Annotated in this window: 27 protein-coding genes; 16 read left to right on the top strand and 11 right to left on the bottom strand. The window is 39.3% G+C overall.

The annotated features are described in order from the left end of the window. Positions 1 to 14: 14 nt before the first annotated feature. Positions 15 to 995, bottom strand: coding sequence for an SMP-30/gluconolactonase/LRE family protein (locus ACQKN3_RS11615; protein ID WP_427711509.1), 981 nt, complete (start codon positions 993 to 995; stop codon positions 15 to 17). Positions 996 to 1,309: 314 nt separating this feature from the next. Here ACQKN3_RS11615 and ACQKN3_RS11610 point away from each other — a divergent pair, with 314 nt between their 5' ends. The 3 genes from ACQKN3_RS11610 to ACQKN3_RS11600 all read left to right on the top strand — a co-directional run bounded on the left by ACQKN3_RS11610 (position 1,310) and on the right by ACQKN3_RS11600 (position 4,234). After that, positions 1,310 to 2,158 carry an MBL fold metallo-hydrolase gene (locus ACQKN3_RS11610; RefSeq protein WP_427711507.1) on the top strand — a complete coding sequence of 283 codons (849 nt, stop codon included), beginning with the start codon at positions 1,310 to 1,312 and terminating at the stop codon, positions 2,156 to 2,158. A 336-nt stretch (positions 2,159 to 2,494) separates the two neighbouring features. Then, positions 2,495 to 3,358 carry a glycine betaine ABC transporter substrate-binding protein gene (locus ACQKN3_RS11605; RefSeq protein ID WP_427711505.1) on the top strand — a complete coding sequence of 288 codons (864 nt, stop codon included), beginning with the start codon at positions 2,495 to 2,497 and terminating at the stop codon, positions 3,356 to 3,358. A gap of 330 nt (positions 3,359 to 3,688) precedes the next feature. Beyond that, on the top strand, positions 3,689 to 4,234 hold the full coding sequence (locus ACQKN3_RS11600) for a histidine phosphatase family protein (protein ID WP_427711503.1): 546 nt from the start codon (positions 3,689 to 3,691) through the stop codon (positions 4,232 to 4,234). A gap of 73 nt (positions 4,235 to 4,307) precedes the next feature. Here ACQKN3_RS11600 and ACQKN3_RS11595 read toward each other — a convergent pair whose 3' ends face one another. Then, positions 4,308 to 4,463 carry a DUF6143 family protein gene (locus ACQKN3_RS11595; protein ID WP_231918695.1) on the bottom strand — a complete coding sequence of 52 codons (156 nt, stop codon included), beginning with the start codon at positions 4,461 to 4,463 and terminating at the stop codon, positions 4,308 to 4,310. Between the two features lie 349 nt (positions 4,464 to 4,812). Between ACQKN3_RS11595 and helD the strand changes: the two genes are divergently transcribed. After that, a complete protein-coding gene (gene helD, locus ACQKN3_RS11590) occupies positions 4,813 to 7,173 on the top strand; it encodes an RNA polymerase recycling motor HelD (RefSeq protein WP_427711501.1) in 2,361 nt (786 codons plus the stop codon). A gap of 91 nt (positions 7,174 to 7,264) precedes the next feature. Here the strand turns inward: helD and ACQKN3_RS11585 are convergent, their stop codons facing one another. Continuing rightward, positions 7,265 to 7,744 (bottom strand): GyrI-like domain-containing protein, encoded by a 480-nt coding sequence (locus tag ACQKN3_RS11585; RefSeq protein ID WP_427711499.1) that lies wholly within the window; start codon positions 7,742 to 7,744, stop codon positions 7,265 to 7,267. Between the two features lie 108 nt (positions 7,745 to 7,852). Here ACQKN3_RS11585 and ACQKN3_RS11580 point away from each other — a divergent pair, with 108 nt between their 5' ends. Next, positions 7,853 to 8,815 (top strand): helix-turn-helix transcriptional regulator, encoded by a 963-nt coding sequence (locus tag ACQKN3_RS11580; RefSeq protein ID WP_427711497.1) that lies wholly within the window; start codon positions 7,853 to 7,855, stop codon positions 8,813 to 8,815. A 48-nt stretch (positions 8,816 to 8,863) separates the two neighbouring features. Here ACQKN3_RS11580 and ACQKN3_RS11575 read toward each other — a convergent pair whose 3' ends face one another. The 3 genes from ACQKN3_RS11575 to ACQKN3_RS11565 form a co-directional block, all read right to left on the bottom strand. After that, complete coding sequence (locus ACQKN3_RS11575; RefSeq protein ID WP_427711495.1) at positions 8,864 to 9,679, bottom strand: murein transglycosylase; 816 nt, start codon at positions 9,677 to 9,679, stop codon at positions 8,864 to 8,866. 11 nt (positions 9,680 to 9,690) lie between these two features. Then, a complete protein-coding gene (locus ACQKN3_RS11570) occupies positions 9,691 to 10,134 on the bottom strand; it encodes a GNAT family N-acetyltransferase (RefSeq protein WP_427711493.1) in 444 nt (147 codons plus the stop codon). A gap of 106 nt (positions 10,135 to 10,240) precedes the next feature. Continuing rightward, the gene (locus ACQKN3_RS11565; RefSeq protein ID WP_427711491.1) at positions 10,241 to 10,702 is read right to left on the bottom strand and encodes a staygreen family protein; all 462 of its coding nucleotides are present in this window, start codon (positions 10,700 to 10,702) and stop codon (positions 10,241 to 10,243) included. A gap of 170 nt (positions 10,703 to 10,872) precedes the next feature. On the opposite strand from ACQKN3_RS11565, the gene ACQKN3_RS11560 reads away from it, so the two are divergent. Further along, positions 10,873 to 11,247, top strand: a complete 375-nt coding sequence (locus ACQKN3_RS11560) for a hypothetical protein (protein ID WP_427711489.1) — start codon at positions 10,873 to 10,875, stop codon at positions 11,245 to 11,247. Between the two features lie 123 nt (positions 11,248 to 11,370). Here the strand turns inward: ACQKN3_RS11560 and ACQKN3_RS11555 are convergent, their stop codons facing one another. Next, positions 11,371 to 12,300: an EamA family transporter gene (locus ACQKN3_RS11555; RefSeq protein WP_427711487.1), complete on the bottom strand. Its 930-nt coding sequence runs from the start codon at positions 12,298 to 12,300 to the stop codon at positions 11,371 to 11,373. Between the two features lie 148 nt (positions 12,301 to 12,448). Next, positions 12,449 to 13,228 carry an SDR family NAD(P)-dependent oxidoreductase gene (locus tag ACQKN3_RS11550; RefSeq protein WP_251689938.1) on the bottom strand — a complete coding sequence of 260 codons (780 nt, stop codon included), beginning with the start codon at positions 13,226 to 13,228 and terminating at the stop codon, positions 12,449 to 12,451. A gap of 185 nt (positions 13,229 to 13,413) precedes the next feature. On the opposite strand from ACQKN3_RS11550, the gene ACQKN3_RS11545 reads away from it, so the two are divergent. Next, positions 13,414 to 14,046 (top strand): nitroreductase family protein, encoded by a 633-nt coding sequence (locus ACQKN3_RS11545; RefSeq protein WP_251689937.1) that lies wholly within the window; start codon positions 13,414 to 13,416, stop codon positions 14,044 to 14,046. A 66-nt stretch (positions 14,047 to 14,112) separates the two neighbouring features. On the opposite strand, the gene ACQKN3_RS11540 is transcribed toward ACQKN3_RS11545, so the two are convergent. Further along, entirely contained in the window at positions 14,113 to 14,973 is an 861-nt protein-coding gene (locus ACQKN3_RS11540; protein ID WP_427711484.1) for an EAL domain-containing protein, read from the bottom strand. Positions 14,974 to 15,244: 271 nt separating this feature from the next. Between ACQKN3_RS11540 and ACQKN3_RS11535 the strand changes: the two genes are divergently transcribed. From ACQKN3_RS11535 to ACQKN3_RS11520, 4 genes are all read left to right on the top strand, one after another. Continuing rightward, positions 15,245 to 15,859: a hypothetical protein gene (locus tag ACQKN3_RS11535; RefSeq protein WP_427711482.1), complete on the top strand. Its 615-nt coding sequence runs from the start codon at positions 15,245 to 15,247 to the stop codon at positions 15,857 to 15,859. Positions 15,860 to 15,986: 127 nt separating this feature from the next. After that, complete coding sequence (ybaK, locus tag ACQKN3_RS11530) at positions 15,987 to 16,475, top strand: Cys-tRNA(Pro) deacylase (RefSeq protein WP_251689934.1); 489 nt, start codon at positions 15,987 to 15,989, stop codon at positions 16,473 to 16,475. A 14-nt stretch (positions 16,476 to 16,489) separates the two neighbouring features. Further along, entirely contained in the window at positions 16,490 to 17,107 is a 618-nt protein-coding gene (locus tag ACQKN3_RS11525) for a YczE/YyaS/YitT family protein (RefSeq protein WP_340799992.1), read from the top strand. A 58-nt stretch (positions 17,108 to 17,165) separates the two neighbouring features. After that, a complete protein-coding gene (locus ACQKN3_RS11520) occupies positions 17,166 to 18,356 on the top strand; it encodes a glycine C-acetyltransferase (RefSeq protein ID WP_251689932.1) in 1,191 nt (396 codons plus the stop codon). A 196-nt stretch (positions 18,357 to 18,552) separates the two neighbouring features. Here ACQKN3_RS11520 and ACQKN3_RS11515 read toward each other — a convergent pair whose 3' ends face one another. Then, positions 18,553 to 19,737 carry a pyridoxal phosphate-dependent aminotransferase gene (locus tag ACQKN3_RS11515; protein ID WP_427711479.1) on the bottom strand — a complete coding sequence of 395 codons (1,185 nt, stop codon included), beginning with the start codon at positions 19,735 to 19,737 and terminating at the stop codon, positions 18,553 to 18,555. A gap of 151 nt (positions 19,738 to 19,888) precedes the next feature. On the opposite strand from ACQKN3_RS11515, the gene ACQKN3_RS11510 reads away from it, so the two are divergent. The 5 genes from ACQKN3_RS11510 (at position 19,889) to ACQKN3_RS11490 (ending at position 25,668) form a co-directional block, all read left to right on the top strand. After that, positions 19,889 to 20,680 carry a carbon-nitrogen family hydrolase gene (locus ACQKN3_RS11510; RefSeq protein WP_427711477.1) on the top strand — a complete coding sequence of 264 codons (792 nt, stop codon included), beginning with the start codon at positions 19,889 to 19,891 and terminating at the stop codon, positions 20,678 to 20,680. A 176-nt stretch (positions 20,681 to 20,856) separates the two neighbouring features. Beyond that, positions 20,857 to 22,110 (top strand): UV damage repair protein UvrX, encoded by a 1,254-nt coding sequence (locus ACQKN3_RS11505; protein WP_427711475.1) that lies wholly within the window; start codon positions 20,857 to 20,859, stop codon positions 22,108 to 22,110. A gap of 12 nt (positions 22,111 to 22,122) precedes the next feature. Next, a complete protein-coding gene (locus ACQKN3_RS11500; RefSeq protein WP_251689929.1) occupies positions 22,123 to 22,443 on the top strand; it encodes a YolD-like family protein in 321 nt (106 codons plus the stop codon). 391 nt (positions 22,444 to 22,834) lie between these two features. Beyond that, positions 22,835 to 23,785, top strand: coding sequence for an L-threonine 3-dehydrogenase (locus ACQKN3_RS11495; protein WP_427711473.1), 951 nt, complete (start codon positions 22,835 to 22,837; stop codon positions 23,783 to 23,785). Positions 23,786 to 24,054: 269 nt separating this feature from the next. Next, positions 24,055 to 25,668 (top strand): long-chain fatty acid--CoA ligase, encoded by a 1,614-nt coding sequence (locus ACQKN3_RS11490; protein ID WP_427711660.1) that lies wholly within the window; start codon positions 24,055 to 24,057, stop codon positions 25,666 to 25,668. Between the two features lie 34 nt (positions 25,669 to 25,702). On the opposite strand, the gene ACQKN3_RS11485 is transcribed toward ACQKN3_RS11490, so the two are convergent. Then, positions 25,703 to 25,933: a sulfate permease gene (locus tag ACQKN3_RS11485; protein ID WP_251689922.1), complete on the bottom strand. Its 231-nt coding sequence runs from the start codon at positions 25,931 to 25,933 to the stop codon at positions 25,703 to 25,705. Positions 25,934 to 25,950: the final 17 nt, after the last annotated feature.

Raw genomic sequence — 25,950 nt, 5'->3', positions numbered from 1 at the left:
TATTAGAAGCGAGTCTAGTTTAACCCGTATGGCTGTAGACCCTTCTTTTTTACTTGAATACGCCACACCTCGTTCTTTGATGATTCGGTTACGTACAGGTACCCATCATGAAAAGCTAAGTTTGTTGCGAATGTTCCTGCATCTCCAGGAAGGCGAATTGTTCCATATTTAAAACCATCTGCGTCAAGCACTACAACTTCTCCAGCTTGGAAATGGGCTACGTACAGATTACCTTCAGCATCTACAGCTAAACCATCCGGACCAATTCCACCTTCAAAACGACCGAAAATAAACGGTGATTCAGGAGAATTTTCAGCATTCACAGAAGGCACAGATAGAATTTGATTCTTATCAAACTCTGAAATATAGACGCGTTGGCCATTTGCTGAAATTGCGATACCATTTGGATAAGCGATATTCTCTGAGAAGAGGATTGCTTCAGTTTCGCCAGGAGGTAAGTAGAAGACACGACCTGTTGGATGAGTAGCACTAGAACCCATCGGCTCAGTAAAGTAAAGTCCGCCCGTTTCATCAAAAACAAGGTCATTTAAACCGTTTAAAGGTTTCCCTTCGTAAGAATTGACTACGGTTTTGCGTTCACCAGTTGCGGGATTGTAGGAATAAAGTTCTCCTTTCCCATCCGTAATAAATAGGCGACCATCTTTATGGAACTTTGCCCCAATTGGCATTAATTTATCTTTATCTCCTAAAACTGGTTTAACTTTATCTTCTTTTATTGTTAGAATTTCACCAGTTGTTGGGCTGACTAACCAGATATTTCCTTTACGATCAAAGTTAATACCTTCCATGAATCCACTACCTGTAGCAACCTTTTCCCATTTACTACTCTGATGAATGATTTCAGAAATGTCATGTCTTTCTTCTGCCGGCACTGGTTTTGTTTCATACAATGTCTTTGCACCAGTGAATGTGACCGTTATAAGTGAGAGAACAAGAACCAATATCCATGCAAGTGCACCTTTTTTAGACCTCATAAATACCTCCTAAATGACAGTGAATTTTTTTGATACAGTATTCCTCAAGAAGAAAGAAGTAATTAATTTATTAACCTTTTTGAATATAAGCGCTTATATTCTTGGTATCATATCATTTGTTCAATGGTCTAAATAGCAGAAAAAGAACTCGAATGAAACTAATAAAAAGTATTATTTTTAGCTATTTAGAAAATTCTTTATTTGTTATACTGGAAATTTAGACTATTATAAAAAATACTTGCTATATAATTGGACTTTTTAACAAAGAATGTAGTCTATAAACATTTGATTTAAAAGAAAGGGGGACAACCTTTTTGCACTCTATACACAAAATAGGTAAAAGTTTTTGGTATATCACCCCAGTCTCGTTGACTGACCGCCCGATTTTAGGAATGGTGGTTGGCAGTAAAAAGACATTAATGATTGATGCAGGAAACTCAGAAGAACATATGCATTATTTTCTGAATGAACTTCAAAAAAGGGGAGTTCCTAAACCGGATTTAGTTGTCCTAACACATTGGCATTGGGATCATATATTTGGTCTTTCCGCATTACCCGATACTGTTTCAATTGCCTCCAAAGAGACTGAAAGGGAAATGGAGAAGCTTATTCCATTTTCATGGTCAGATGAAGCCATTGATGCGCGAGTAAATGAAGGCGTGGAAATTGAATTTTGTGCGAAAGCGATTAAGGAAGAATACACGAATCATCGAAATATTAAAATTACTTTGCCGGATATTACAATAGAGAAAAGGGCAGAGATAAATCTTGGTGATGTGACTTGTATCGTACAACAAGTTGGAGGGGACCATGCTGCAGATTCTGTCATTGTGTATATAAAAGAAGAGAAGATTCTTTTCCTAGGGGACTGCATTTATCCAAGAATGTATGCCGAAAAAGTACACTATACAATTAGTGAAACTTTACGGTTATTAGATGTATTAGAAACTTTTGATGCGGAAACCTATATCCCTTCACATCAACAACCAATTTCAAAAGAAGCTTTCGATAAAGAAGTCGCCATGCTAAGAACGATTGCCAAATATACAAAGGTCTGTAAGGGAGATTTACCGACAATAGTGAAGGAATACGAAAACTATGTAAAAAGGGAACTTACCGAAGATGAATTAGAAACCATCTCCCATTTTGCCGATGGATACTAACTGATTGCGCTCCTTTACGAGAAAAATTACAATTTTGAAGAACCACCTAATTGTTGATATACAACGAATTAGGTGGTTTTTTAAAAAAGACGTTGGACCAAAGAAAAATTAATAGAGAGAACATTTATAAGGTATTCTCTTTTTATTTCCCCCTATATAAGTCAGCTGTTTTCTGTACTGTGCAACTCAAAAACCCCTTTGATTCTTAAAAATTTAAACCATCTGTATTAATTGCCAATTTGACAAAAGTAACAACCTATTTATAATTATAAGTTGTTAGATGTTAATTTTTACATATAACTCGTTCTCAGTAAAACAATCAGAAAGGAAGATTTTATGAAACTCATTAGTTTATCGAAGCTAGGATTAATTTTAGTATTAAGTTTATTATTAGCTGCATGTTCTTCGGAGGCTGAAGATACAGAAAAACAAGCTGTCAACTTAGCCTATGTTGAATGGGAGACTGAGGTTGCCTCCACTCATGTAGTAGGACAAGTTCTAGAAGATTTAGGATATGATGTAACGCTGACGCCTTTAGATAATGGAATTATGTGGGAAGCCCTTGCAAATGGAGAGGTTGATGGCATGGTTTCAGCTTGGCTACCGCAGACGCACGCCCCGCAAGTTGAGAAGTACAAAGGCCGTATAGATGATTTAGGTGAAAATCTGTTAGGCGGAAAAATTGGGTTAGTAGTCCCTAGTTATATGGATGTGGATTCCATCGAAGATTTAACAGATGAAGCGGGTAAAACGATAACGGGCATCGAACCAGGTGCAAATATAACGGGAACTACAGAAAAGGCGTATGAGATATATCCAAATCTTGAAGGGTGGACAGTACTAAGCTCATCTTCAGTAGCAATGACAGGGGCTCTTAAACAAGCGATTGAGAACAAAGAAGAAATCATAGTGACAGGTTGGTCTCCTCACTGGAAATTCAACTTATTTGATTTGAAGTATTTAGATGATCCTAAAGGGATGTACGGAACTGAAGAATATATCGGTACATTTGCACGTAATGGATTAAAAGAGGATAATCCTGAGGCATACAGTGTTCTCGATAATTTCCACTGGACTCCGGAAGATATAGAAAGTGTTATGTATGATATTATGGAAGGCATGGATCCGAAAGATGCAGCAAAAAAATGGATTGAAGAAAATGAAGCTAAAGTTGCCGATTGGACAAAAGATGTTAAATAAGTACCAAGTACCGGATGCACTCAATTTGCTTGTTTTCAGCATATAAGTATCATGCTAAGGAGCGCTGGTTAACGGGAATGCCTGCTAATCACATTTCTATCGCTTTTATTTTTACCTTAGCAGAAAACATACTCTTATCCCCATAAAAAACACCTCCATGTTGATTCTTGGTATTCAATACCCATTTTTCAACAAAAGGTGTTTTTTATTTGTATCATTATTTTAGGTCAGTGCAAAAATACATAAATTATTTCTGTTTGTTTTTTATTTCTAATAACCCATGTCATACATTAGGTGTATACTAGGATATTTATGGAAAGGAGACAAAACTTGAATAAAACCTTACTTAATGCACTTAGAAATGGGGGATTTATACTTTATGCAAGGCATGGAGAAGCGACTGTCGGAAGCGATTTAGCTAACTTAAACTTTCAAAACTGTTTAACTCAGAGAAATCTTTCTGAAATGGGACGTAGGCAAGCAATTTACTATGGAGAAATACTTCGGTATTTAAGAATACCATTCGAAATCCCTGTTTCCTCAAGTCCCTATTGCAGGACAATCGAAACAGCACAGTTAGCATTTGGTAGTGGTAATGTTCAAATTAATCCTTTTTGGGTTGAGATAAACAGGTTAAGCGAAAATTTACCAAGTAATGATAGGCAAATAATTTTGAGTAATCTTCAATCAATTTTAGAATATATTCCGGATAAGGGGAAAAATAAAATGATTGTTGATCACATTTTCCCTGCAAAGGTTGGATTAGGTCCAATCCCTTATATGGGGACAGTTATTATTAAGCCAAAAGGGCGAGGTAACGGCTATGATATTGTTGGTCAACTATCTTTAGAAGATTGGTCTACATTAGATAGTTAGAAGAACATTGTGTGAACAAAAAACCATGGAGACCTAAGCACGGTATTCTCGATTGAATGAACTGATTTACAAATTAGTTATCATCTATATTTAATTTTTCAAACCAGCCGAATGCAACTTCTGCTTTAACTATTTGATTATTAGGTGAAATTAAGAAAATTACAAATGAACTACCTGGTGGGAAAATAAATTTTCCATCTTCATCTAAATCTATATCTGAAAACCGCACTTAAATTTGTTACGGAAATGTACCGTATCATAAGTAAGTGCGGTTTTCTTTAATACCTTCAAGAAAATGAAATTTCTCCAATATAAATCTTAAAACCGATAATTTATGTAGATTTAGTAATGTACAGTAAATCTTCAATGTGTAAGCAATCGTTGTTTATTTTATTTCTGCTACTTTATTTAAGGCAAAAAAAATACACCTGCCAAATGCATTGTAAAAAATGCGGACACGTGGTAAGTTTATATAGATATACATAATTATTTGAACTTGTGTATATTATTCCTTACTTTAAGTATATATAAAAATTCTTTATTAGTCAACTCTTAAATATTTTCAAGGAGTGAATGTTATGAAAGCAGATTTCCTGAACGAACAAAAGAGGTTAAATAGCGTTGTGAACGTAATTAATGATCAAACAATTCAACTGGAATCAGAAACGTTAAAGCTCCGAAATGAAGTAGTAAATACTCGTAAGCATTTTTGGGATGAAATAAAAGTTAATACGGATTCGTTTGATGACTTTTTGGAAACCGTGATTAACTTAAGACAAGAAGCACAGGCATTAGCTGTTGGCGAAAGTACGCACCATCACGCATCCAAAAGATTAGCTGTCTTGCATCGGATGAAGTCAGTCCCTTATTTTGGACGAATTGATTTTCTTGAAGAAGGTTTTTCAGAGCAGGAGAAAATTTATATTGGGATTTCATCTTTGATGGATGCAAGTGGTGAGGACTTCCTTATTTATGACTGGAGAGCACCGATTTCAAGCGTCTACTATGATTATGAGCCTGGTCCCGCACAGTATACAACGCCTGGGGGCAAGGTTTACGGTGATCTCAAGAAAAAGTGGCAATACGTTATTCGTGATGGAAAACTGCAATCTATGTTTGACACAAGTCTCACGATTGGTGACGAAATTTTACAGAAAGTGCTTGGAAAAGGCGCGGATAAGTATATGCAAAGTATCGTAGCAACGATTCAAAAGGATCAAAACCGTATTATACGCCATGATCAAGGGCGTATGCTCATTGTGCACGGTGCAGCAGGCAGTGGTAAAACTTCTGCTGCATTACAAAGAATCGCATTTCTATTATATAAATACCGGGACCGTATAAAAGCCGACCAAATTATATTATTTTCACCAAATGCTATGTTTAATAGCTATGTTTCCAACGTACTTCCGGAGCTTGGGGAAGAAAATATGCAGCAAGTTACATTCCAGGAATATTTGGATCACCGTTTAAGTAAAGATTTTCACTTAGAAAATCCATATCACCAATTGGAATATGTGCTGACTGCAGCAAATAGCCCTTCGTATAGCGCAAGAATAAAAGGCATTCAATTTAAAGCATCTGTTAAATATGTTGAGGCAATTAAATTATACCGTGAAACTTTGGAAAAATCGGACCTGCTATTTAAGGATATAAAGTTCAGAGGGAAAACAATCATATCAGCCCAGCAATTGTCAGAGAAGTTTTATGGGGATCATATTTCACTGAGTTTCCAAAGCAGACTTGAAAAACTGAAAGACTGGCTAATGAATAAAATTAAAGAAATTGAAAAAGTTGAACGTTCTCAGCCATGGGTAGAGGAAGAAATTGAGCTACTAAGTGATGAGACATATCATAAAATTCACAAATATTTAGCGAAGAAAAAAGGCTTTGAACGAGAAGAGCAGGCAGATTACGAAATGGATCATGACGCACTTATTCAAGTAATCGTCCGCCTGAAATTGAAGGCAGTGAGAAAACAAATTCAAACACTCGACTTTATTGATTTAGAAGGCGTGTATAAACAGCTTTTTACAAATCCATTATTGATGCAACAGCGATTAAAAGTAGAAGTACCAAATGAGTGGGAAGCAATATGCGAAGATACACTGCAAATGATGGAGGCGGGAACGCTGTATTATGAAGACGCGACACCATTTCTGTTTTTGCAGGAATTGATTCAAGGCTTTCAAACGAACCGTTCGATCAAGCATATTCTCATTGATGAAGCGCAGGATTATTCGCCGTTTCAATTTGAATTTCTGAAGCGCTTATTCCCTTCTGCAAAAATGACAGTGCTAGGTGATTTTAATCAGGCTATTTTTGCTCATGCGAGTGGAGTGGTAGATTTTCAAGTACTTAACCACCTCTATGGAGAAGAAGAGACGGAAGTTGTCAACATGAACCGAAGTTATCGTTCGACAAAGCCAATTATTGAATTTACACGGAGTCTTATTGCAAATGGAGAAAAAATCATTTCATTTGAGCGCGCAGGCGAGTTGCCGGTATTAAACCAAGTGGAGAATCATACAGAATTGCATCAGCGTATTATGTCTAAAATTTCGGAATTGCAAAGTGAAGGTTATGGCAGTATCGCAGTTATTTGCAAATCAGCAGAAGAAAGTAAGACAGCATTTGAGGCGTTAAATAAAATTGACGGAATTAAACTGATAAAAAGTGGTACAGCGGAATTCGAGCAAGGAATTGTAGTCATTCCTTCTTATTTAGCGAAGGGAATTGAATTTGAAGGGGTCATCATTTACGACGTATCCGAAAACGTATATGGAGACGAAAGTTTACGCAGAATTTTTTATACAGCCTGCACAAGAGCGATGCACGTGCTACAACTATATAGTGTAGGGAAACCGAGTCCTTTTATGCAAAAGCCTTTAAAAGCGAACCTTGTACAACTTGAGTTGAATTCAGAAAGCCTTAGGTAAACATAGTTGTTTCATTAAAACTTAAAGTAAACGGAGCCCGAGTGTGTACCGGGCTCCATTTTAATTTTGGGTCTAAAATCCTTATTACCTGTTATTTCTTAATAACCGGAATCCACATTTCGCCGTATACCTGACCGTTTTGTTGATCCATTACAACTGCTGCGTTTGGACCTCCTACATAGGCATAACCTGTTGCTTCTTGTAATGCTTGTCCAAAGGCAATTCCAGTAACAGTATTGGCCAGCTCTTCTGCAGTAGGAGCTTCGCCTTTAACAACTACGTACTCACCTTTAGGAAATTGGATAACTCTAGTTGCCTCTGGTAATGTTTTATCAGTCAGAACCCCGGCATAATGCATCATCTTATTATTCACTGCTTCGTTCACGATAAAAATATAGTCGTTTGTGGCTACAGCCTTTAATGCATCCAGTCTTCCATCCTCATTGACCGCATGCCAAAAATCGGCCTTTTCTTTATTTATTCCCATATAGTCTGTGTAATCGCTCTTTAGTTCTGTTCCGAAACCTAAAACAACAAAGCTGTCCTTTTCTTCAATCGTGTAATTTGCCATATAAAACCCTTCTTTCAATTTTGTTTTAATCAAGATTTGTTTTTTTACTTGATAGGTTTATAATAGCCATAAATCATGTCAAAATATGATACTGTTTCGGAGGCGCCAATGAAAAAAGTTGAACGGATTAATACAATTATGCGGTATATCAACAACCGTGCTCACTTTACCATTTCTGAAATTATGCAAGAGTTTAATATCTCGCGTTCAACGGCTATACGAGATATTAGAGAAATTGAAACTATCGGGATGCCCCTTGTCGCTGAAGTTGGAAGAGAAGGAGGTTATAGTGTTCTGCATAATTCTGTGCTTCCAGCTGTTCGCTTTACAGATAATGAGATTAAAGCTCTTTTTATTGCCTTTATGGCGACAAGAAATCAACAGCTTCCATATTTAAAAAGTCGCCAGTCTTTAGCTGAGAAACTACTCGGTTTAATTTCAGAAAACCAGCAAGACGACCTTGTGCTGTTAAACCAAATCTTGCTTTTCGAAGGTACGAACCCTCACAATCCGGATTTGCTGGATTTATCCGATTTACCTGATCCTGTGATAGAAAAGCTTATACAAACACTTCTGATTGACCGCTATTTAATTATTTCAGTGAAAGAAGGGAAGTTAATAAAAACATATACAATTTATCTCTTGTATCTTCATCATAAAAAGGGGAACTGGCTGATAGAAGGCTTTGATGCAGGTGAGGAAAAGAATCGGATTTTTCCTGTCTCGCATCTTATCGATATAAAATCGGACGAGGGGAAAAATAGAATCAGTAAGAAGGAGATTTTAGAAAAGCTTAGTGAGCGGAGTAAAGAGAATAACCTTGTACTTGAGCTTGGTCCAAAAGCGATTGCACAGTTTAAAAAATATCATCCTTTAAAGCTTTCTATTTCCTATACAAATCCTTACCAAACGACAGCCGTTCTAGAGGCTTTCATCAATACTGAAAACGAGGAAGACATAGTAGAAATAACGAATTGGCTGCTGTTTCTGGGAGCGGATATAACAATTAGAAAATTGCCGGAAGAAGTGTTAAAAGGGATACAAGAGAGCGTGTCCGTATATTGCCGTTGAAAAACCCACTTAAACTGTATAAGTGGGTTTTATCATTGAAGACAAATTTCAATTTATATCTTTAACATATTGCTCCAGATCAGCGGGAGATTTTAGCTCATTCAGTTCTTTTACAGACTCCGCATCCTCTGATTCATACGAAAAATAAAATCGGGCAGTTCTATCATCCAAATGTTTGAAGTTAAACTCATTATAGGGTAGTTTGCGGTCCCTTTTCGTCAGCTGTTTTTGCACATCTTCATTAAAGAACACAATTTCAATGTTGAAGTAATTTAAATTCTGATTTTTAAAATGCTGAATCATCTTATAGGCTTTCTCCAGCTGGTCGTTTATATTGTTGGAGGATTCCAGAATAACATTTGCAAAGACAATATTTCCGATACCGTTAGCTTCTTTTTGCAAAATCTCTTCGTACGTGTCGTTATGGTCATATCGTGCTTCGATTTCATCCGAAAATGACACATTTACCATATAGGAGTATTTTTCAACCGTTCCATAAAGCTCTTCATACAGCAACCCGAATCGCGTATTCAGTTCATCACGCCAATGGATTTGCAAATACGTATCATAAAACGGCTCCATATCCTCATTTACCGAAACCGTAACTTCCAGATCAGGATTCTTTTTTGGATGAGCGATAATATGGTAATCCCCGAAATCATTGCCCAATGGTTTGGAGTAGGTAGATTCATCAATCACAAAGTCTTCGTTATATTTTTCTTCAAGAGAAGCTTCGGCGGCATTTTCTGCTTTGAAGCCGATAATCGGGTAGTAAAAATAATCAAATGAAGCAATCGTGAGTATTAAAATAAAGAACGCTGGAATCGCCAGTAACGCCAGTAACACTATCTTTATTATTCGCATCGCTGTTTCTCCTAAAACGTATAGCGTGCTACTTGCTCACCTTCAATAACAAGGCCGTCTATTTCCTGGAAGCCCATTTTTTTATAGATGCGCTTTGCATGCTCATTGTCAGGTTCATAGGAAAGGGTAATCGTTTGATGGTGAGGTTCTTTCATTTTCTGAATATCCTCTATAACGAGCTGAACCGCCTCTTTGCCATAACCTTTTCCCTGATGTTTTTGGTCAATCATCATACGGTAAATCCAGTACTCATGGTCTTCTTCATCCAGACCATAAAGCGTGAACCCGACCATTTCCTCCCCATAGTAAATTCCTTTCGCATGGAAGTTTTGCAGAAAGTTCAGCTGTGCCAGTGATACCGCATTCGAGGCGACAAACTTCACTTGATCCTCCCGTACTTTTAGCGAGATCGCTTTTATCCAATTGTCTTTTGTAATCGTTTTTAAATGCAGCATTTTTTCCCTCTCTCATTTAAAGTGAAGTATTGTGCGTTATACACTAACAATTAATACCATAAAAGGGAGTGGAGTTAAATATTACATTTTACCGCATTTCATTATATTAAAAGGAAGTGGAATAACTGCTGAAAGTCCCAACAATCTCTTGTTTATATAACTGGGGGTATGTGGATATAAAGTTTACGATGATTAATCCATTGTCCAGAGCTGGATAGACATCGAATATAAAGCGGTCACCATACCGGATCGCCGTCAATGCAAGCGGCAATTCACGCCTGAATACTTCATAACGCCGCATTGCTGTATTAAAATCCTGTCCTTCTTTGTTAACCATTACATAGGCGTTGTAATAAATATAGTACCCATTCGTTTTCCATTCGCCAATTACTTCATCTCTCATATCATTATTCACTTTGTCCCACGCAAACTGTGTTCCGATTGTTAAAAATAATTCTCCGGTGTTATCAGAATGGGTGAGTGTATGATGTCTTGAAATAACAGGTTCTGTTGCGGTAATACCATCCCTGTATTCAACGGACAGCCTTTCGGGATTAAATTTGTTCATGTCATTGCTCCAATCTTTTTCTTTATTCATATGCATTCTTTTTATTGGGGGTGAAGGGGGCGTGACTATGAGTAATTAACGTTTCATCCAAGTATTTCAAATGTCTATATTGCGAAAAATCATGAACATATACTAGGTTAGAGTTCAAACTTAGTAGGGAGGTGAATCATATGCCATTTTTTGGGCAAAATTCTAGAGCGGGGATGTTTCCGCCAAATGGACAACAATTTGGTCCTCCACCGCAAATGGGCAGACAGCAGATGGGAATGCCTCGATCCAATGAATTTGCAAGACCGAGGGAAGCCTTTTATCCGCCATATCCAGTGAATCCTAGACAGGGGCGGCAGGGGCAACAGCAGTTCAATCCTTATCCCCAACAGCAGCAACAGCAGTTCAACCCTTTTCCCCAACAGCAACAACAGCAGGGGTCTCGCTTTAGCGGTCTATCTGATAATTTAAATACAATGATGGGCCATGTAGGGACATTAACTAATGGAATTAATACGATGAGACAAGTAGGCGCAATGCTGAATCTCTTCAGATAATTAAATATAAAACTCGAAATAACAACTTAGCCTATCAATAGAAAATTATTGATAAGCTTTTTTGTTTCTGTAAATAAAAAGACGCTAACCAACGGCTGTTTGCACAGTTGATTAGCATCCTAATTAATTTTTATTATGCTGATGAAGAATTGTTCTTTTTGATCGTTTTCTCATCCGAATGATGTTCGGGCCGATTTCATTTAATACAATCGCTATGAGGATCAGCACAATTCCGATCCATTGCAAAGCTGTGACCGTTTCAGCCAAAATAATGCTAGCCGATAAAATCGCGACAGGCAGTTCAACAGAAGTTAATATATTCGCCAAACCTCCTGAAATGAGTGGTGCACCGACTGCATAAAACAGTGGCGGCAATACCGCTCCAAACAATGAAACCCCGGCTGCACTCGTCACCAAGTTTCCTTCAAGAGGAAATACAGCAGGAATGTCCTTCATAAAGATAAGAAATACTAAAATCGTGGAACCTGTCACCATTAAAGATGTACGGGTTAATGGATGAACTTCAACAGCAACTTTCCCGCTGAAAAAGATAAAGGCAGCATATGTAAAGGCAGATAATATCCCCATAACAAATCCTTTAATCGGAAGGCCTTGCATATCGCCAGTTAAAATATTCGATGCGAAAAATACACCGATTAAAATAAGAACAATGGCCAATAGAGTAATCGGCGCGGGTTTAATTTTATTGAAAACCCATTCGAACAGAATGCCGATCCAAACGAACTGGAACATTAAAATGATGGCCAGTGAAGCAGGTAAATACTGCATCGCACCATAATAAAAAATACTTGTTAAACCGATAAAACATCCGGTAATCATAATTGGAATGATATTCTTTTTAGTCAGTCCTTTAATTCCGTCGCCTTTTAAGAAAGTGATTGACCACAAAAGCAAAAAGGAGATAATCATTTGGACAAGATTGATTTGTCCAAGTGAGTAACCGTGCCCAAACCCTAACTTAGCGAACACAGGTGTAAAACCAAAGCATCCTGCACCAAGCAGTACAAAGAATACGCCTTTATTTATCTTCATTTCTATAAACCTCCGATAGTGCTTGAGAATAACGATTTTATATTAACATATATAACTTACGGTGGCAGAGTTAACGGGTTTTGTAGGGAATAAAAAACTGGGAAAAAACCAAAAGAATGGGCTCTTTTGGTTTTCCTTTTCTTTACATTTAAACATTGTATAAAGCGCCGTCAATTGTGAACGAAGAAGAGCTTACATAAGAGGCTTCATCTGAAAGTAAGAAAGCAATAACATTTGCTACTTCTTCCGGTTCACCATAGCGTTTCATCGGTACAGCATCATTGTAGGCTGCTTGAGCTGCCTCAGCAGCGCCCGGCGCAACATTTGATTCAATTTTACGCATCATTTGTGTATTGATCACACCTGGATTTACCGTATTTACGCGAACATTATACGTTGCTGCTTCTAAAGCGGCTACCTTATTAAGACCCATTACAGCATGTTTAGAGGAATTATATAGTGCCATACTTGGAGAACCGATTAAACCGGCTACAGATGAAGTATTGACTATAGAACCGGATTTTTGCTCTTTCATTACCGGCAATACATATTTCAAACCGAACAGAACACCTTTTACATTAATGCCATATACAAAGTCGAATTCTTTTTCTGTAATTTCTTCAAGAGGTTTTGCTGGGCCTTCAACACCAGCGTTATTCACAAAGCCGTCGATCCGGCCGAATTTCGAAATCGTTTGATCCACATAGTTTTTTACATTGTCTTCTTTTGACACATCTGCTTTTACGATTAAGCTGTTTTCATCTGTAAGTGAGAGTTCTGTTTGAACGGATTTAATCGCGTCTTCGTTTAGATCGACCAATACAACTTTTGCTTTTTCATTAACCAGTTTTCTTACAACCTCTTTACCAATACCTCCTGCTGCGCCAGTGACAATGATGATTTTGTTTTCGAATTTCACTTTCTTCATCTCCTTTTTCTTTCAAATATTTTTTATAAATAATTTAATTCCTATAGAAAGTATGGACTTTCTACTACTTCTCAATCGACTAAAAGAAATGAAATTATTGACAACTAAATTTATAATATGGTAAATTTATCTCGAAATAAAGATACTTTAATTTGAAATAAATTACAAGGAAGAGGTAGCACAATATGAACTTTGAAGAATTAGTAAAATCTCGCCATTCCGCAATGAACTTTATTGAAAATGAACAAATGACAGAAGAGGATTTTAAAAATATATTTGAGCTGACAAAGCTGGCTCCAAGCGCATACAACCTTCAGTTTACGAATTACTTGGTTATTACAGATCAAGAGAAGAAAGAAAGAGTAAAAGAATTAAGCTACAACCAATATAAAATCCATACATCAAGCGGTGTTGTTATTGTTATGGGGAATAAAAACAGCATTGAAATGCCGGAAGTCGAAAAAATCTACAGTCCACTAAAAATGCTGAAAATGATGGATGAAGTGGAATATGATATGACGATGGAATTGATTAAAGGATATAGTGACGGGTTAAAAGACAATCCGCATGAATTAAATTTAGAATTGATGCGAAATGCAGGGATTCATGCCATGCTTTTTATGATGAGTGCCAAGCATTACGGATTTGATACATGTCCAATGCATGTCCATAATGTTGATGAATTAAGAAAAGAGTTCAATATTCCAGATCATTTAGAGCCGGTTATGATGATTACGATTGGAAAAAGCGTTGATAAAGTACGCGCACGAGGTTACCGTAAACCGGTTGGAGAATTTGTGAATTTCAATGGGTATTAGTTAATAAAAATTAGGCGACTGAACATTGATAAGGGATATTCAGTCGCCTTTTATATTGTCCGGATTTCATTCAGAACTCGGATTTATTCCTTCTATTAAATCCGAGTGAGGGCGCCCGATTGCGTAGCCTTGTGCATAATGAACGCCAACTGATTGGATGAATTCATATTCCGGCTTTGTTTCAATTCCTTCAGCAATTACTTTTGTCCCCGATTCGATCGCATAATTTAAAATAACTGTTAAAAGCTGCTGCTGTGCTTTATGCTGATCGATATTTTGAATAAGTGAGCGATCCAGCTTAATAAATTCCGGCTTTAAGTAAATTAATGTTTTTAAACTATTGTAGCCTGAACCGACATCATCAACCGCAATACGATAGCCTTGTGACCGGTAGTGGGAAAGGACCCGTGCAAATTCCTCGAAATCTCCGACAGCACTGCGTTCCGTCAGCTCAAATACAACTTGCTCAGGGGAAATATTCAATTTTTCCAGTAAAGCCCTTGTTTCGCCGCTATGATATTTTTTATCGAGCAAAACATTTGGATGGATATTGATAAACAAAGTGAAATCTTTCGTCGTATTGTAATTGAGCAATTTTTTGTGATAGCGCACGAGCGAAAGATTCCGGCAAAAGCATTCAAACAAAAATACTTTATCCGTTTGTCCAACAAATTCATAGAAAATATCGGCCGTTTGAAAAAGCTTCAGCGCAATAGGGCGGTTCAATGCTTCAAAACCAAATGTCGTATTGTATCTTACATCATAAATAGGCTGAAAATATGTACTCATTGCCTCCTGTGCAATAATATTTTTCAATGCTAATGACCGGGATAGATGACGGATTGTTTTACTCTTTAACAGAAACCGCTGCATCACTTCCTTGAAATCAATTAAATTGTTCGGCTTTGAATTTACGGATGTTTTCATGGAATGCTCCTACCTGTAGTAATGATTCTTAATTTTAAACGGAGATTGTTTCCATACTATAAAGGCAGTGTAAAGATTGGTTTTTTTATTATAGGTAATGGGTACTTGAATTGAAACTAACAGATAGTCCATTTTGTAGATTGAGAGAGCAGAGAAGGTTGGTAAGAAAGTTCTGAATATGAACAATCGGTGAATATCTTCTATATAAAAGCAGTATATGTTGGTATATTAATAAAAAATTAATGCAACTTTTACAAAAGGGGTGAAGAAGATGAAGATTAGTAGCTTGGCACGAAGATTTAGTCCAGAGTTAGATGATAGAAAACGCTCCCAGCTCCGCAAAGAGGCGGGCGAAGCATATAAAAAGCATGCACAGTATACGGATCCAAGTAAAAATCCACTGCTAAAAGTGCTGGAAAACCTCCTTTCCGGTAAAACAGAAAAAGATTTGCTAACACAGGATAATGCCAATCTGGCCGAAAATCTTGCAGTGGTAAATGACTTCACGTATAAACAAACACCAACATTGGATAATGTGCGTCCAGCATCAGCTGTCCCTTCATCTCAAGATTTACTTACAGCAGCAAATGTATCAACTTCCATTCCGCAAATGCCGGCAAACACTCAAAACCAACATTCAGAGCAAGTACAATCAGAGGAAGCAATCTCGTTGGCTAACGAAAATCTTTTCTTTACAATACCGGAAAAGTTCCAACAAGATTTTGCACGTAATCCAGACGAGCAAACAGTATTTGGTCGAGGGTTGGAAAAGCAGTTATTTCAGCGTTCATTCAATATAGCTGCAGAAAAGTATAACTCACATATTGCAATGGTGAATAACGGTTACCGTTTGACAGAGGAATCGGTTTTCTCCCAAATTGCATGACACTAAGCCCGCTCATATGGAGTGGGTTTTTTACATTTAAGTAAATTATAAAATTGCTTTGAAGCAGCACTTAGCAAATCATTCAGTGGTATAATATTTCCAAAGTTGAGAATATGGAGTGGTCTTTTTGGCGAAGAAGCAAGCAAAAACAAATGCAGTTCGTTTAATAGAGCAGAAAAAAATCGCACATGAAATTTTTGAGTATACGATTAACGACGGGGAATCGGTCGATGGATTGACCGTTGCCGGCAAAATAGGCCAGCCTGTCGAACACGTCTATAAAACATTGGTCGCGACTGCAGGAAAGGGCAATTATTTTGTTTTCGTCATTCCGGTTGATGCGGAATTAAATTTAAAGGCTGCAGCAAAAGTGGTAAGGCAAAAGAAAATCGAAATGCTCCCTGTTAAGGAGCTGCTTGGCTTAACCGGTTATATTCGCGGAGGCTGTTCGCCGATCGGGATGAAAAAGCTGTTTCCGACTATTATTGAGGAAGCGGCGACTGCACTAGATTATGTGATTGTCAGTGCAGGCAAAATCGGGATGCAGATCAAGCTTGCACCGGAAGATTTACAAAAGGCAACGAACGGGCAATTTGCATCGATTGTCTCATCATAGAAAGAAGGATTGTTGTGTCGAAGAAATTTAAATGGCAATGGGGAAGTTTTTTTGTAGGAATGATGATCATGGCGCTTGGTATTACAATGACGATTAAAGGGAATGTTGTCGGTACAGCTCCATGGGATGTTTTCCATATTGGTCTTTACAAGCAAATTGGATTGACGATCGGTTCTTGGTCCATTTTAACGGGTCTGACGATTATTATCGGGACATCGATTTATTTGAAACGCATTCCGAAGCTTGCCACGTTTTTAAATATGCTGTTTATCGGTTCATTTATTGATTTGTTCAACTGGCTCTTGCCAGAGACGAGTATTTTTGTACTGGAACTTGCGTATTTTACAGCAGGATTTTTTGTAATGAGCATTGGCTGTGCACTTTATATTGCGGCAAGTCTTGGCGAAGGGCCGCGTGATACGATTATGATGATTATTGCGAGTAAAGGCTATTCTGTGAAAACAGGGCGGCTCGTAATGGAGGTATTTGCGACAGGTGCCGGATGGCTGCTTGGTGGTCCTGTTGGTTTCGGGACGGTTATTTTAGCGCTCGGCACAGGTTATGTTATTCAGCCTTCCTTGTTTTTCTTTAAAAGAAAGCTTGAGGAAATAATCGGAGAGCCGCTTACATAAAATTTTCATTCTCTGTGCTAAAATATAGTGGAAATAGATATCGAAAGGATGAACGCGCATGTCAAACGTATTAAACACCTTTTTAGATGAAAACTTACTGGCACTACAAGCACAAGGTTTATACAACGAAATCGATCCGGTAGAAGGAGCAAACGGCCCGATCATTAAAGTTGGGGGCAAACAGCTTGTAAACCTGTCATCAAACAACTACTTAGGTTTGGCGACGAACGATGAGCTGAAAAAGATTGCTCAGGACACAATCGCCTCATATGGTGTTGGTGCAGGTGCTGTTCGTACAATTAACGGTACGCTCGATCTACACGTAAAACTGGAAGAAACATTAGCGAAATTTAAAGGTACAGAAGCAGCAATCAGCTATCAATCAGGCTTCAATTGTAATATGGCGGCAATTTCTGCTGTTATGGACAAAAATGATGCGATTTTATCGGATGCATTAAACCATGCTTCAATTATCGACGGCTGCCGTTTATCTAAAGCTAAAATTATTCCATTTGCGCATGCGGATATGGATGATTTACGTGCAAAAGCAAAAGACGCAAAAGAATCAGGCCTTTACAATAAAGTAATGGTTATTACAGACGGTGTTTTCTCGATGGATGGCGATATTGCCAAGCTTCCTGAAATCGTGGAAATCGCAAAAGAATTTGATTTAATTACGTATGTAGACGATGCACACGGTTCAGGCGTTACAGGTAAAGGTGCTGGAACAGTGAAGCATTTCGGTCTGCAACACGACATCGACTTCCAAATCGGTACATTGTCAAAAGCAATCGGTGTTGTCGGCGGCTATGTAGCAGGGAAGAAAAATCTGATCGACTGGCTAAAAGTTCGCTCTCGTCCGTTTTTATTCTCAACAGCATTACCACCAGGGGATGTTGCGGCGATTACACGTGCGGTAGAGATGATTATGGAATCAACAGAGCTGCATGACAAGCTTTGGGAAAACGGTCAGTATTTAAAAGATGGCCTAGCAAAACTTGGCTTTAATATCGGGGAATCGGAAACACCGATTACACCATGTATTATCGGCGAAGAAAAGCTGACACAACAATTCTCGAAACGTTTACTTGAAGAAGGTGTGTACGCAAAAGCAATCGTGTTCCCGACAGTACCAAAAGGAACAGGTCGCGTGCGCAATATGCCAACAGCGGCACATACGAAAGAAATGCTCGATGAAGCATTAGCGATTTACGAAAAAGTAGGCCGCGAGTTAGAAGTAATTAAATAAGCGACGTTAAGCTCAGCACTGATTTTGATGGTGCTGAGTTTTGTTATGTTGAGGATTATAAATAGTAAACTGAGGATTAAGTAAGGGTAAGTGAGGATTATTGAGATGAGTTTGAGGATTATTTAACTGAAATTGAGGATTAAATAAAAATGCGGCGAATAAAACACCGCATTTTCGATAGCAGAGCATTCAAAAGTCATTTCAAAACCGTCTGCGCAAACAGACCAAGCTTCGCGACACGCTGTATGGCTTCGCGCAAACGTTCTTCATCGACGAGCAGCCCGACACGAATATAGCCTTCGCCGTATTCACCAAAACCATTACCGGCTGCAACGGCAATATCCGCTCTTTCCAGTAAAAAGTCAGCAAACAGTTCACTCGTATATGGTGCAGGTACATGGAGCCATGCAAAGAACGAGCCTTTTGGTGCTGTGATTTCCCAGCCGATTTTATGGGCTTCTTCAACGAGTACATTGCGGCGGCGCTCATATAATGCACGCAATTCCTCTACACAAGATTGCTCTTCATTCAGTGCAACTGCGGCTGCATGCTGGATCGCAGGGAACTGGCTGCAAAACAGATGGTCCTGAATAATATTGATCGCTTCAATCATTTTTGCATTACCGACAGCAAAGCCGATACGCCAGCCTGCCATATTGTACGATTTGGACAATGTATAAAGCTCAATGCCGACTTCTTTTGCACCGGGTGCCTGAAGGAAGCTTGGCGGGCGTTCACCATCAAAGCCTAGTGCCCCGTAAGCGAAGTCATGGGCAACTGCAATGTTATTTTCTCTAGCGAACTGTACGGTCTGTTCAAAAAAATCATGCGTTGCGACACCGCCAGTCGGGTTGTTCGGATAATTTAAATACATCAATTTGGCCCGGTTTTTAATGTCTGTGGACAATGCTTCGTAGTCTGGCAAAAAGTGATTTTCCTCTTGAAGCGGCATCGTATCAAACTTTACATCTGCAAGTGCGACACCGGATAAGTAATCCGGATAACCCGGATCTGGGAGGAGCATATAATCGCCAGGATTCAAGAGTCCAAGCGGAAGTTCGACTAAACCGATTTTTGTTCCGCCTAAGACGGCCACTTCTGTAGAGGGATCAATGTCGACATTATATTCACGTTTATAGAAGTCCGCAGCTGCTTGCTTGAGCTCTGCAATACCACGGAACGGAGAATATTTATGTGTTTGTGGATCATTTGCCGCATTTTGCAGTGCTTCCACAATATGTGCCGGTGTTGGCTGATCCGGGTTTCCCTGACCTAAATTAATCACATCGCGCCCCTCAGCAAGCGCTTCATTTACTTTGTTTACAAGTGCTGCGAAAAACTGTTGTGGTAATTGCTGAAGCTTTTTCGAGAATTCAATCATTCTTTATCACCTCTGAAAAATAGTAAGGTTAATGTTAGTCTAAAACTTCACTTAAGTAAAGTGAAGATTTTGACAACTTGAAGTGAGATGTTACAATGAGTACGAATATGCGAAAATAGATTCGCACGGAATTTTTAAGGCGGTGGCAGTTATGAAAATCGGTTGTATTCAATTAAATGTTGGTTTTGGCAAGGTAGATGAAAACTATGAACGCGCGGAGAAATTTATTCGCGGAGCGGTAGCAGGCGGTGCTGAAATCGTTGTATTACCGGAAATGTGGAATACGGGCTATGCGCTCGAAAAACTGGAAGAGCTGGCGGACGAAAATGGAGAACGTACGAAATCATTTTTAAGCAATCTTTCAAAAGAATTGGCGGTACATATTGTAGGTGGATCGGTATCGGTGAAACGTGATGATAAGTTTTTCAATACGATGTACACATTCAATCGCGATGGTGAATTAGTCGGCGAGTACAGTAAAGTGCATTTATTCCGCTTAATGGATGAGCATTTGTATTTGGAATCCGGCAGTGATATGAACCGTTTCGCATTAGGTGAGCTCGAAGCGGGCGGAGCAATTTGCTATGATATTCGCTTCCCTGAATGGCTGCGTTCCCATGCGTTGGATGGTGCTAAGGTGCTGTTTGTACCAGCACAATGGCCGACACCACGTATCGATCACTGGAAAATATTACTGCAGGCGCGAGCGATTGAAAACCAGTGCTTCGTCGTTGCGGTAAATCGTATTGCCCGTAAAGTGGAAAATTTCAATGGTCAGTCAATGATTATCGGGCCATGGGGTGAAGTGCTTTGGACAGGTGCAGAGGATGAGGAACTGGCGATTATTGACGTTGATTTTTCAACAGTCGATGAAGTGCGCGGCCGCATTCCTGTATACGAAGATCGCCGTCCGGGTCTTTATGAAAAAGTAATAAAAGAATAAATTTTAAAAGCGTACCGGATGAATGCCGGTGCGCTTTTTTGCATTAAGCAGCAAATTAACTCACTGATACAATAAAAAAATCCCTCTCAACCAAAACAGCCACTACTTTCCACTTGCCATCTCACACGTCTCATTTTAATATAAGAACAAACGTTCGATATAAGGAGATGAGCTTTATGTATGAAAATGCGCCGGAACGTTCGATTATTTGTATTGATATGCGCAGTTTTTATGCAAGCTGTATTGCATCGGTTGAAAATTTAAATGTAATGGAAGTACCGATTGCGATTGTCGGAAATTTTCAGCAAAAGGGAAGTGTTGTACTTGCAGCGTCCCCTCCGATGAAAAAGCGCTTTAATATTCGCACAGGTTCACGATTATACGAAATCCCGCCACATCCGGATATTCGTCTTTTTGAGCCGCGGATGTCATTATTTATACGCATATCAATGGAAATTACACGTCTGTTCAACGAGTTCGTTCCAAAAGAGGCCATTCATGTATATAGCGTCGACGAAAGTTTTATCGATTTAACCGGAACCGAAAAATTATGGGGGCCGCCTGAAGAAACGGCAAAATACATTCAGCAGCTCGTTTACAACCAATTTGAAATTCCATGTGCAGTCGGTTTTGGCCCAAATATGCTGATGGCAAAACTGGCGCTCGACATCGAAGCAAAAAAGACGGGATTTGCGAAATGGACATATAATGATGTACCGGAAAAACTGTGGCCGATCATGCCGCTGTCCACGATGTGGGGAATCGGCAGCCGTACGGAAAGAACGCTGAATCATATGGGCATTTATTCTGTCTACGATTTGGCGCATGCCGATTTAGCGTTACTTGAAAAGCGCTTCGGAATTCTCGGCAATCAGCTGTATTACCATGCATGGGGAATCGATCATTCGACAGTCGGTGCGCCGATTATGCAAGGGCAAATCAGCTTCGGTAAAGGGCAGATGCTGATGCGCGATTATCGCAGTAGAAAGGAAATTTTAGTCGTATTGCTGGAAATGTGTGAAGACGTGGCAAGGCGGGCGCGGGAAGCGAAGAAAATCGGTCGGACGATTTCGTTAGGGCTTAGCTACAGTAAAGATGCCTTCGGGGGCGGATTTCATCGTTCACGTACAATCGATGAGCCGACAAACGATACACTGAAAATTTTCGAAGTGTGCAAGCAGCTGCTCGATGAATTTTATGCCGAACGGCCGGCACGCAAAATTACGATTACATTAAGCAATATTGAAAGTGAATATTCGATGCAGCTCAGCCTGTTCGATGAGATGCGTTGGCGTAACCGCAAGCTCGGAGAAACGATGGACCGTTTACGTACAAAATACGGTACAACAGCGATATTGCGTGCGGTTTCCTATACGGAAGCAGGTACTGCACTGACACGGGCTAAATTAGTAGGCGGGCATAAACAATAGGGAGTGAAGGCGATGAATAGAGATAGAGGAACAATTAAATGGAGCGCAATGATGTTGCCGGAGCATGTCCAACTATTGCGTGAATGGCAGGAAGAGGACGCAATTGTTACCCAACCCCAACTCGACGAAGCCCAGTTAGAACAAATTAACATCAATCTGCAGCGAGCCTACACAGAGCATTGCCCGATCCAACTAAAAGTATGGGAGCAAACTGGCCTCTATACAGTTTCCGGGGCAATCCAAAAAATCAATATCCACGAACAATATGTCAAGCTGGCAAACAGCGAAAGAATTCAGTTCCACCATATTTATGAAGCACTCTTGGATGAGTAGACTTTCCAGTTGTCCAATAAAAATATTGAAATGGGGGAGGCAACTTCAGCGGAAAGCGTCCGACCCGGAATGAAAATTGACCCAATGTTAGAAAGAGAAATTAAATTTCACTTGATTTTACAACCAGAGCCACTCGTATAAAAGTAATCTTTCTATTCGAATATTTCACACGTACAAATGTATTGCTGAAAAAGAATATTTTTAACATATTGTTTTTTAGAAAAGAACACCATATAATAAATTTCATGAAAATGTTTGAACATCAATATTTTTGGATGGTTATATGTATTTTCTACAAGGACATTTGTTTTAATAGATGAGAAATAATAGACGGTATATTCAGCGGTAACAGGCTGAAAACATGTCTTTTAAAGGATAGGGAGGCTTCAGATTGAAGAAAATTATGGTGACCGGTGCTTTAGGTCAAATTGGTTCGGAATTAGTAGAGAAATTACGCCATACGTATGGCACAGATAATGTATTGGCAACAGATATTCGAAAAATTGATCAGCATGAAGGTCCATTTGAAGTATTGGATGTAACAGATGGGAAACGCATGCACACACTTGCCCATGATTTTGGTGCAGACACGATGATACACATGGCTGCATTACTCTCGGCAACAGCAGAAAAAAATCCGGTATTCGCCTGGAATTTAAATATGGGCGGTTTAATGAATGCACTTGAAGTGGCACGTGAACTAGATATGCAGTTTTTCACGCCAAGTTCAATCGGCGCATTCGGTCCTTCTACTCCAAAGGACAATACACCACAAGATACATTACAGCGTCCAACAACGATGTACGGTGTCAATAAAGTAGCTGGCGAATTATTATGCGACTACTACTACACACGCTTTGGACTGGATACACGCGGTGTCCGTTTCCCGGGGCTGATTTCTTATGTAACGCCACCTGGTGGAGGAACGACGGACTATGCCGTAGATATTTATTATAAAGCTATTGCGGAAGGACGCTACACATCGTATATTGCAGAAGGTACGTATATGGATATGATGTATATGCCGGATGCACTGCAGGCCATTGTTGATTTAATGGAAGCAGATCCGGCAAAGCTTTTGCACCGCAATGCATTTAATATTTCGGCGATGAGCTTTGAGCCGTCACAAATCGCAGCCGAAATTAAAAAGCATATTCCAAGCTTCACAATGGATTATGATGTGGACCCGATCCGTCAGGCAATTGCCGACAGCTGGCCAAATGCAATCGACTCATCGGCAGCGATTGAAGAATGGGGCTTCAAAGCTAACTACGATCTGGAAAAAATGACGGTCGATATGCTGGAAAAACTAAAAGTACGATTAGCACAAAACGCGATTTAACTTATAGAAGCGAGTGAAACTGTTGAAAAGCAGTTCACTCGCTTTTTTATATAGGTGCCTGTGGAAAGCCTCGAGGTGGGAGACCCTAAAAGCAAAATTGTAATATTCGTTTCTCTAGTAAAATGAAATAGCTGCATTATTGACAAAATATTTTCATTTTTCAGTATATTATATTAGAATGGTATTGTGGGAGAAATTAGGAGGTGTTTTATTGGTAATGGGGATTGCCGGTAAAGATAATGCCTCATAAAAGGGGGAAATATATAATGATGATGCAAACACCACTCGTTTTAACAGATATGGTCAAGCGTGCAGAGACGTATTATGCACACAAAGAAATTATTTCACGTACAAGTGAAAAGAAGGTTCACCGCCTTACATACGGGCAATGGGTAAAGCGCACAAGAAAGTTAGCGCACGCATTAACAAAGCTGGGCATGGAGCGCGGCGACAAAATTGCGTCATTTGCCTGGAATCAGCACCGCCATTTAGAAGCCTATTTTGCGGTTCCATGTACAGGCGCAATTTTGCATATGGTCAATATCCGCCTGTCACCGGAACATATTGCGTACATTATTAATCATGCAGAAGATAAAATAATTTTAATAGATGAAGATTTAGTACCGCTCATTGAAGAAGTGCAGTCGGAACTGAAAACAATTGAACATTATATCATTATGGCGGATGGGGAACTGCCGGAAACAACATTACCGAACGTACTGTCATACGAGGCATTGCTGGAAGAAGCAGATGAAAACTTTGAGTTCCCGGAAGATTTGGATGAAAATGCGCCGGCAAGCATGTGCTATACAAGCGCAACAACGGGAAATCCAAAAGGGGTCGTGTATACACATCGTTCGCTTGTGCTGCACTCCATGTCAATCTCAATGGTGGATACGATGGCAATCTCGGAACGTGACACAATTTTACCGATTGTTCCGATGTTCCATGTTAACGCTTGGGGGATGCCGTTTGCAGCAGTGAATGTAGGGGCTACGCAAGTATTGATCGGTCCTCAGTTTACACCGGCATTAATATTGGATTTCATTGAGCAATACAATGTAACGAAAACGGCAGGCGTCCCGACAATCTGGCTCGGTGCATTGCAGGAGCAAGAAAAAAGAGCACGTAATTTATCGACATTACAGGAGATTTTCTGTGGAGGATCTGCTTCACCAAAAGGCCTTATTAAAAAGTACGAAGAAATGGGCGTCAACTATATTGTGGTATACGGCATGACGGAAACTTCACCGATTGTTTCGATGTCACGTGATATGTCACATATGAATGACTGGTCATTGGATGAAAAAATTGAAACACGCGCAATGCAAGGCTTAACGGTTCCAGGAATTGAATCGAGCATCGTCAATGAAAATGGTGAAGTAACTTGGGATGGTGAAACAATGGGCGAGCTGCGTCTGCGTGGTCCATGGATTGCGGCGGAATATTATAAAGATGAACGTACAGCGGAAGCCTTTTCTGATGGTTGGCTGTATACAGGGGATATAGCGGTTCGTTCAAAAGAGGGATTCATTAAAATAACAGACCGAACGAAAGATTTAATCAAATCCGGTGGTGAGTGGATATCATCCGTTGATTTGGAAAATGCGCTCATGTCGCATGAAGCGGTATTTGAAGCGGCAGTCATTGCCATTCCACACGCGAAATGGCAAGAGCGTCCGCTGGCATGTGTTGTTCTGAAAGAGGGAGCAAATGCAACTAAAGAAGAGCTGACGGCATTTTTGGAAGGACAATTTGCGAAGTGGTGGCTGCCGGACGATATCGTTTTCTTAAAGGAAATTCCAAAAACATCTGTCGGGAAATTCTTAAAGGCAAAGTTACGTGAAAATGTGAATGAAATTTATCCACAGCTTCAACTATAGTGTGGAATGAAATAAAAAACGGGGACGCATCGAATTACCGAGCGTTCCCGTTTTTCGTCGTCCCGCCTACGAAAAAGCGTTTCATAAGGGAGAGTCCTAAGTTGAAAAGGAAAATAATGAGTGCAACACGAAAGAATGCGACAAAGTATTGCCAAGTCGTTGTACTGTCTATGAACAGCTTTGGCATGCTATCTACTAATACATACGTAAAATAACCGGCAATCGCAATAAAAAACAAACCACCAAAAAAGTCCTTTACATTCATCTTGAACCCCCACTAAA

It is taken from the genome of Solibacillus sp. NPDC093137 (assembly GCF_050280445.1).
Lineage (GTDB): Bacteria > Bacillota > Bacilli > Bacillales_A > Planococcaceae > Solibacillus > Solibacillus isronensis_B.
The sequence above is the reverse complement of the archived record's forward strand: the minus strand, read 5'-3'. Positions and strand labels throughout refer to the sequence as shown.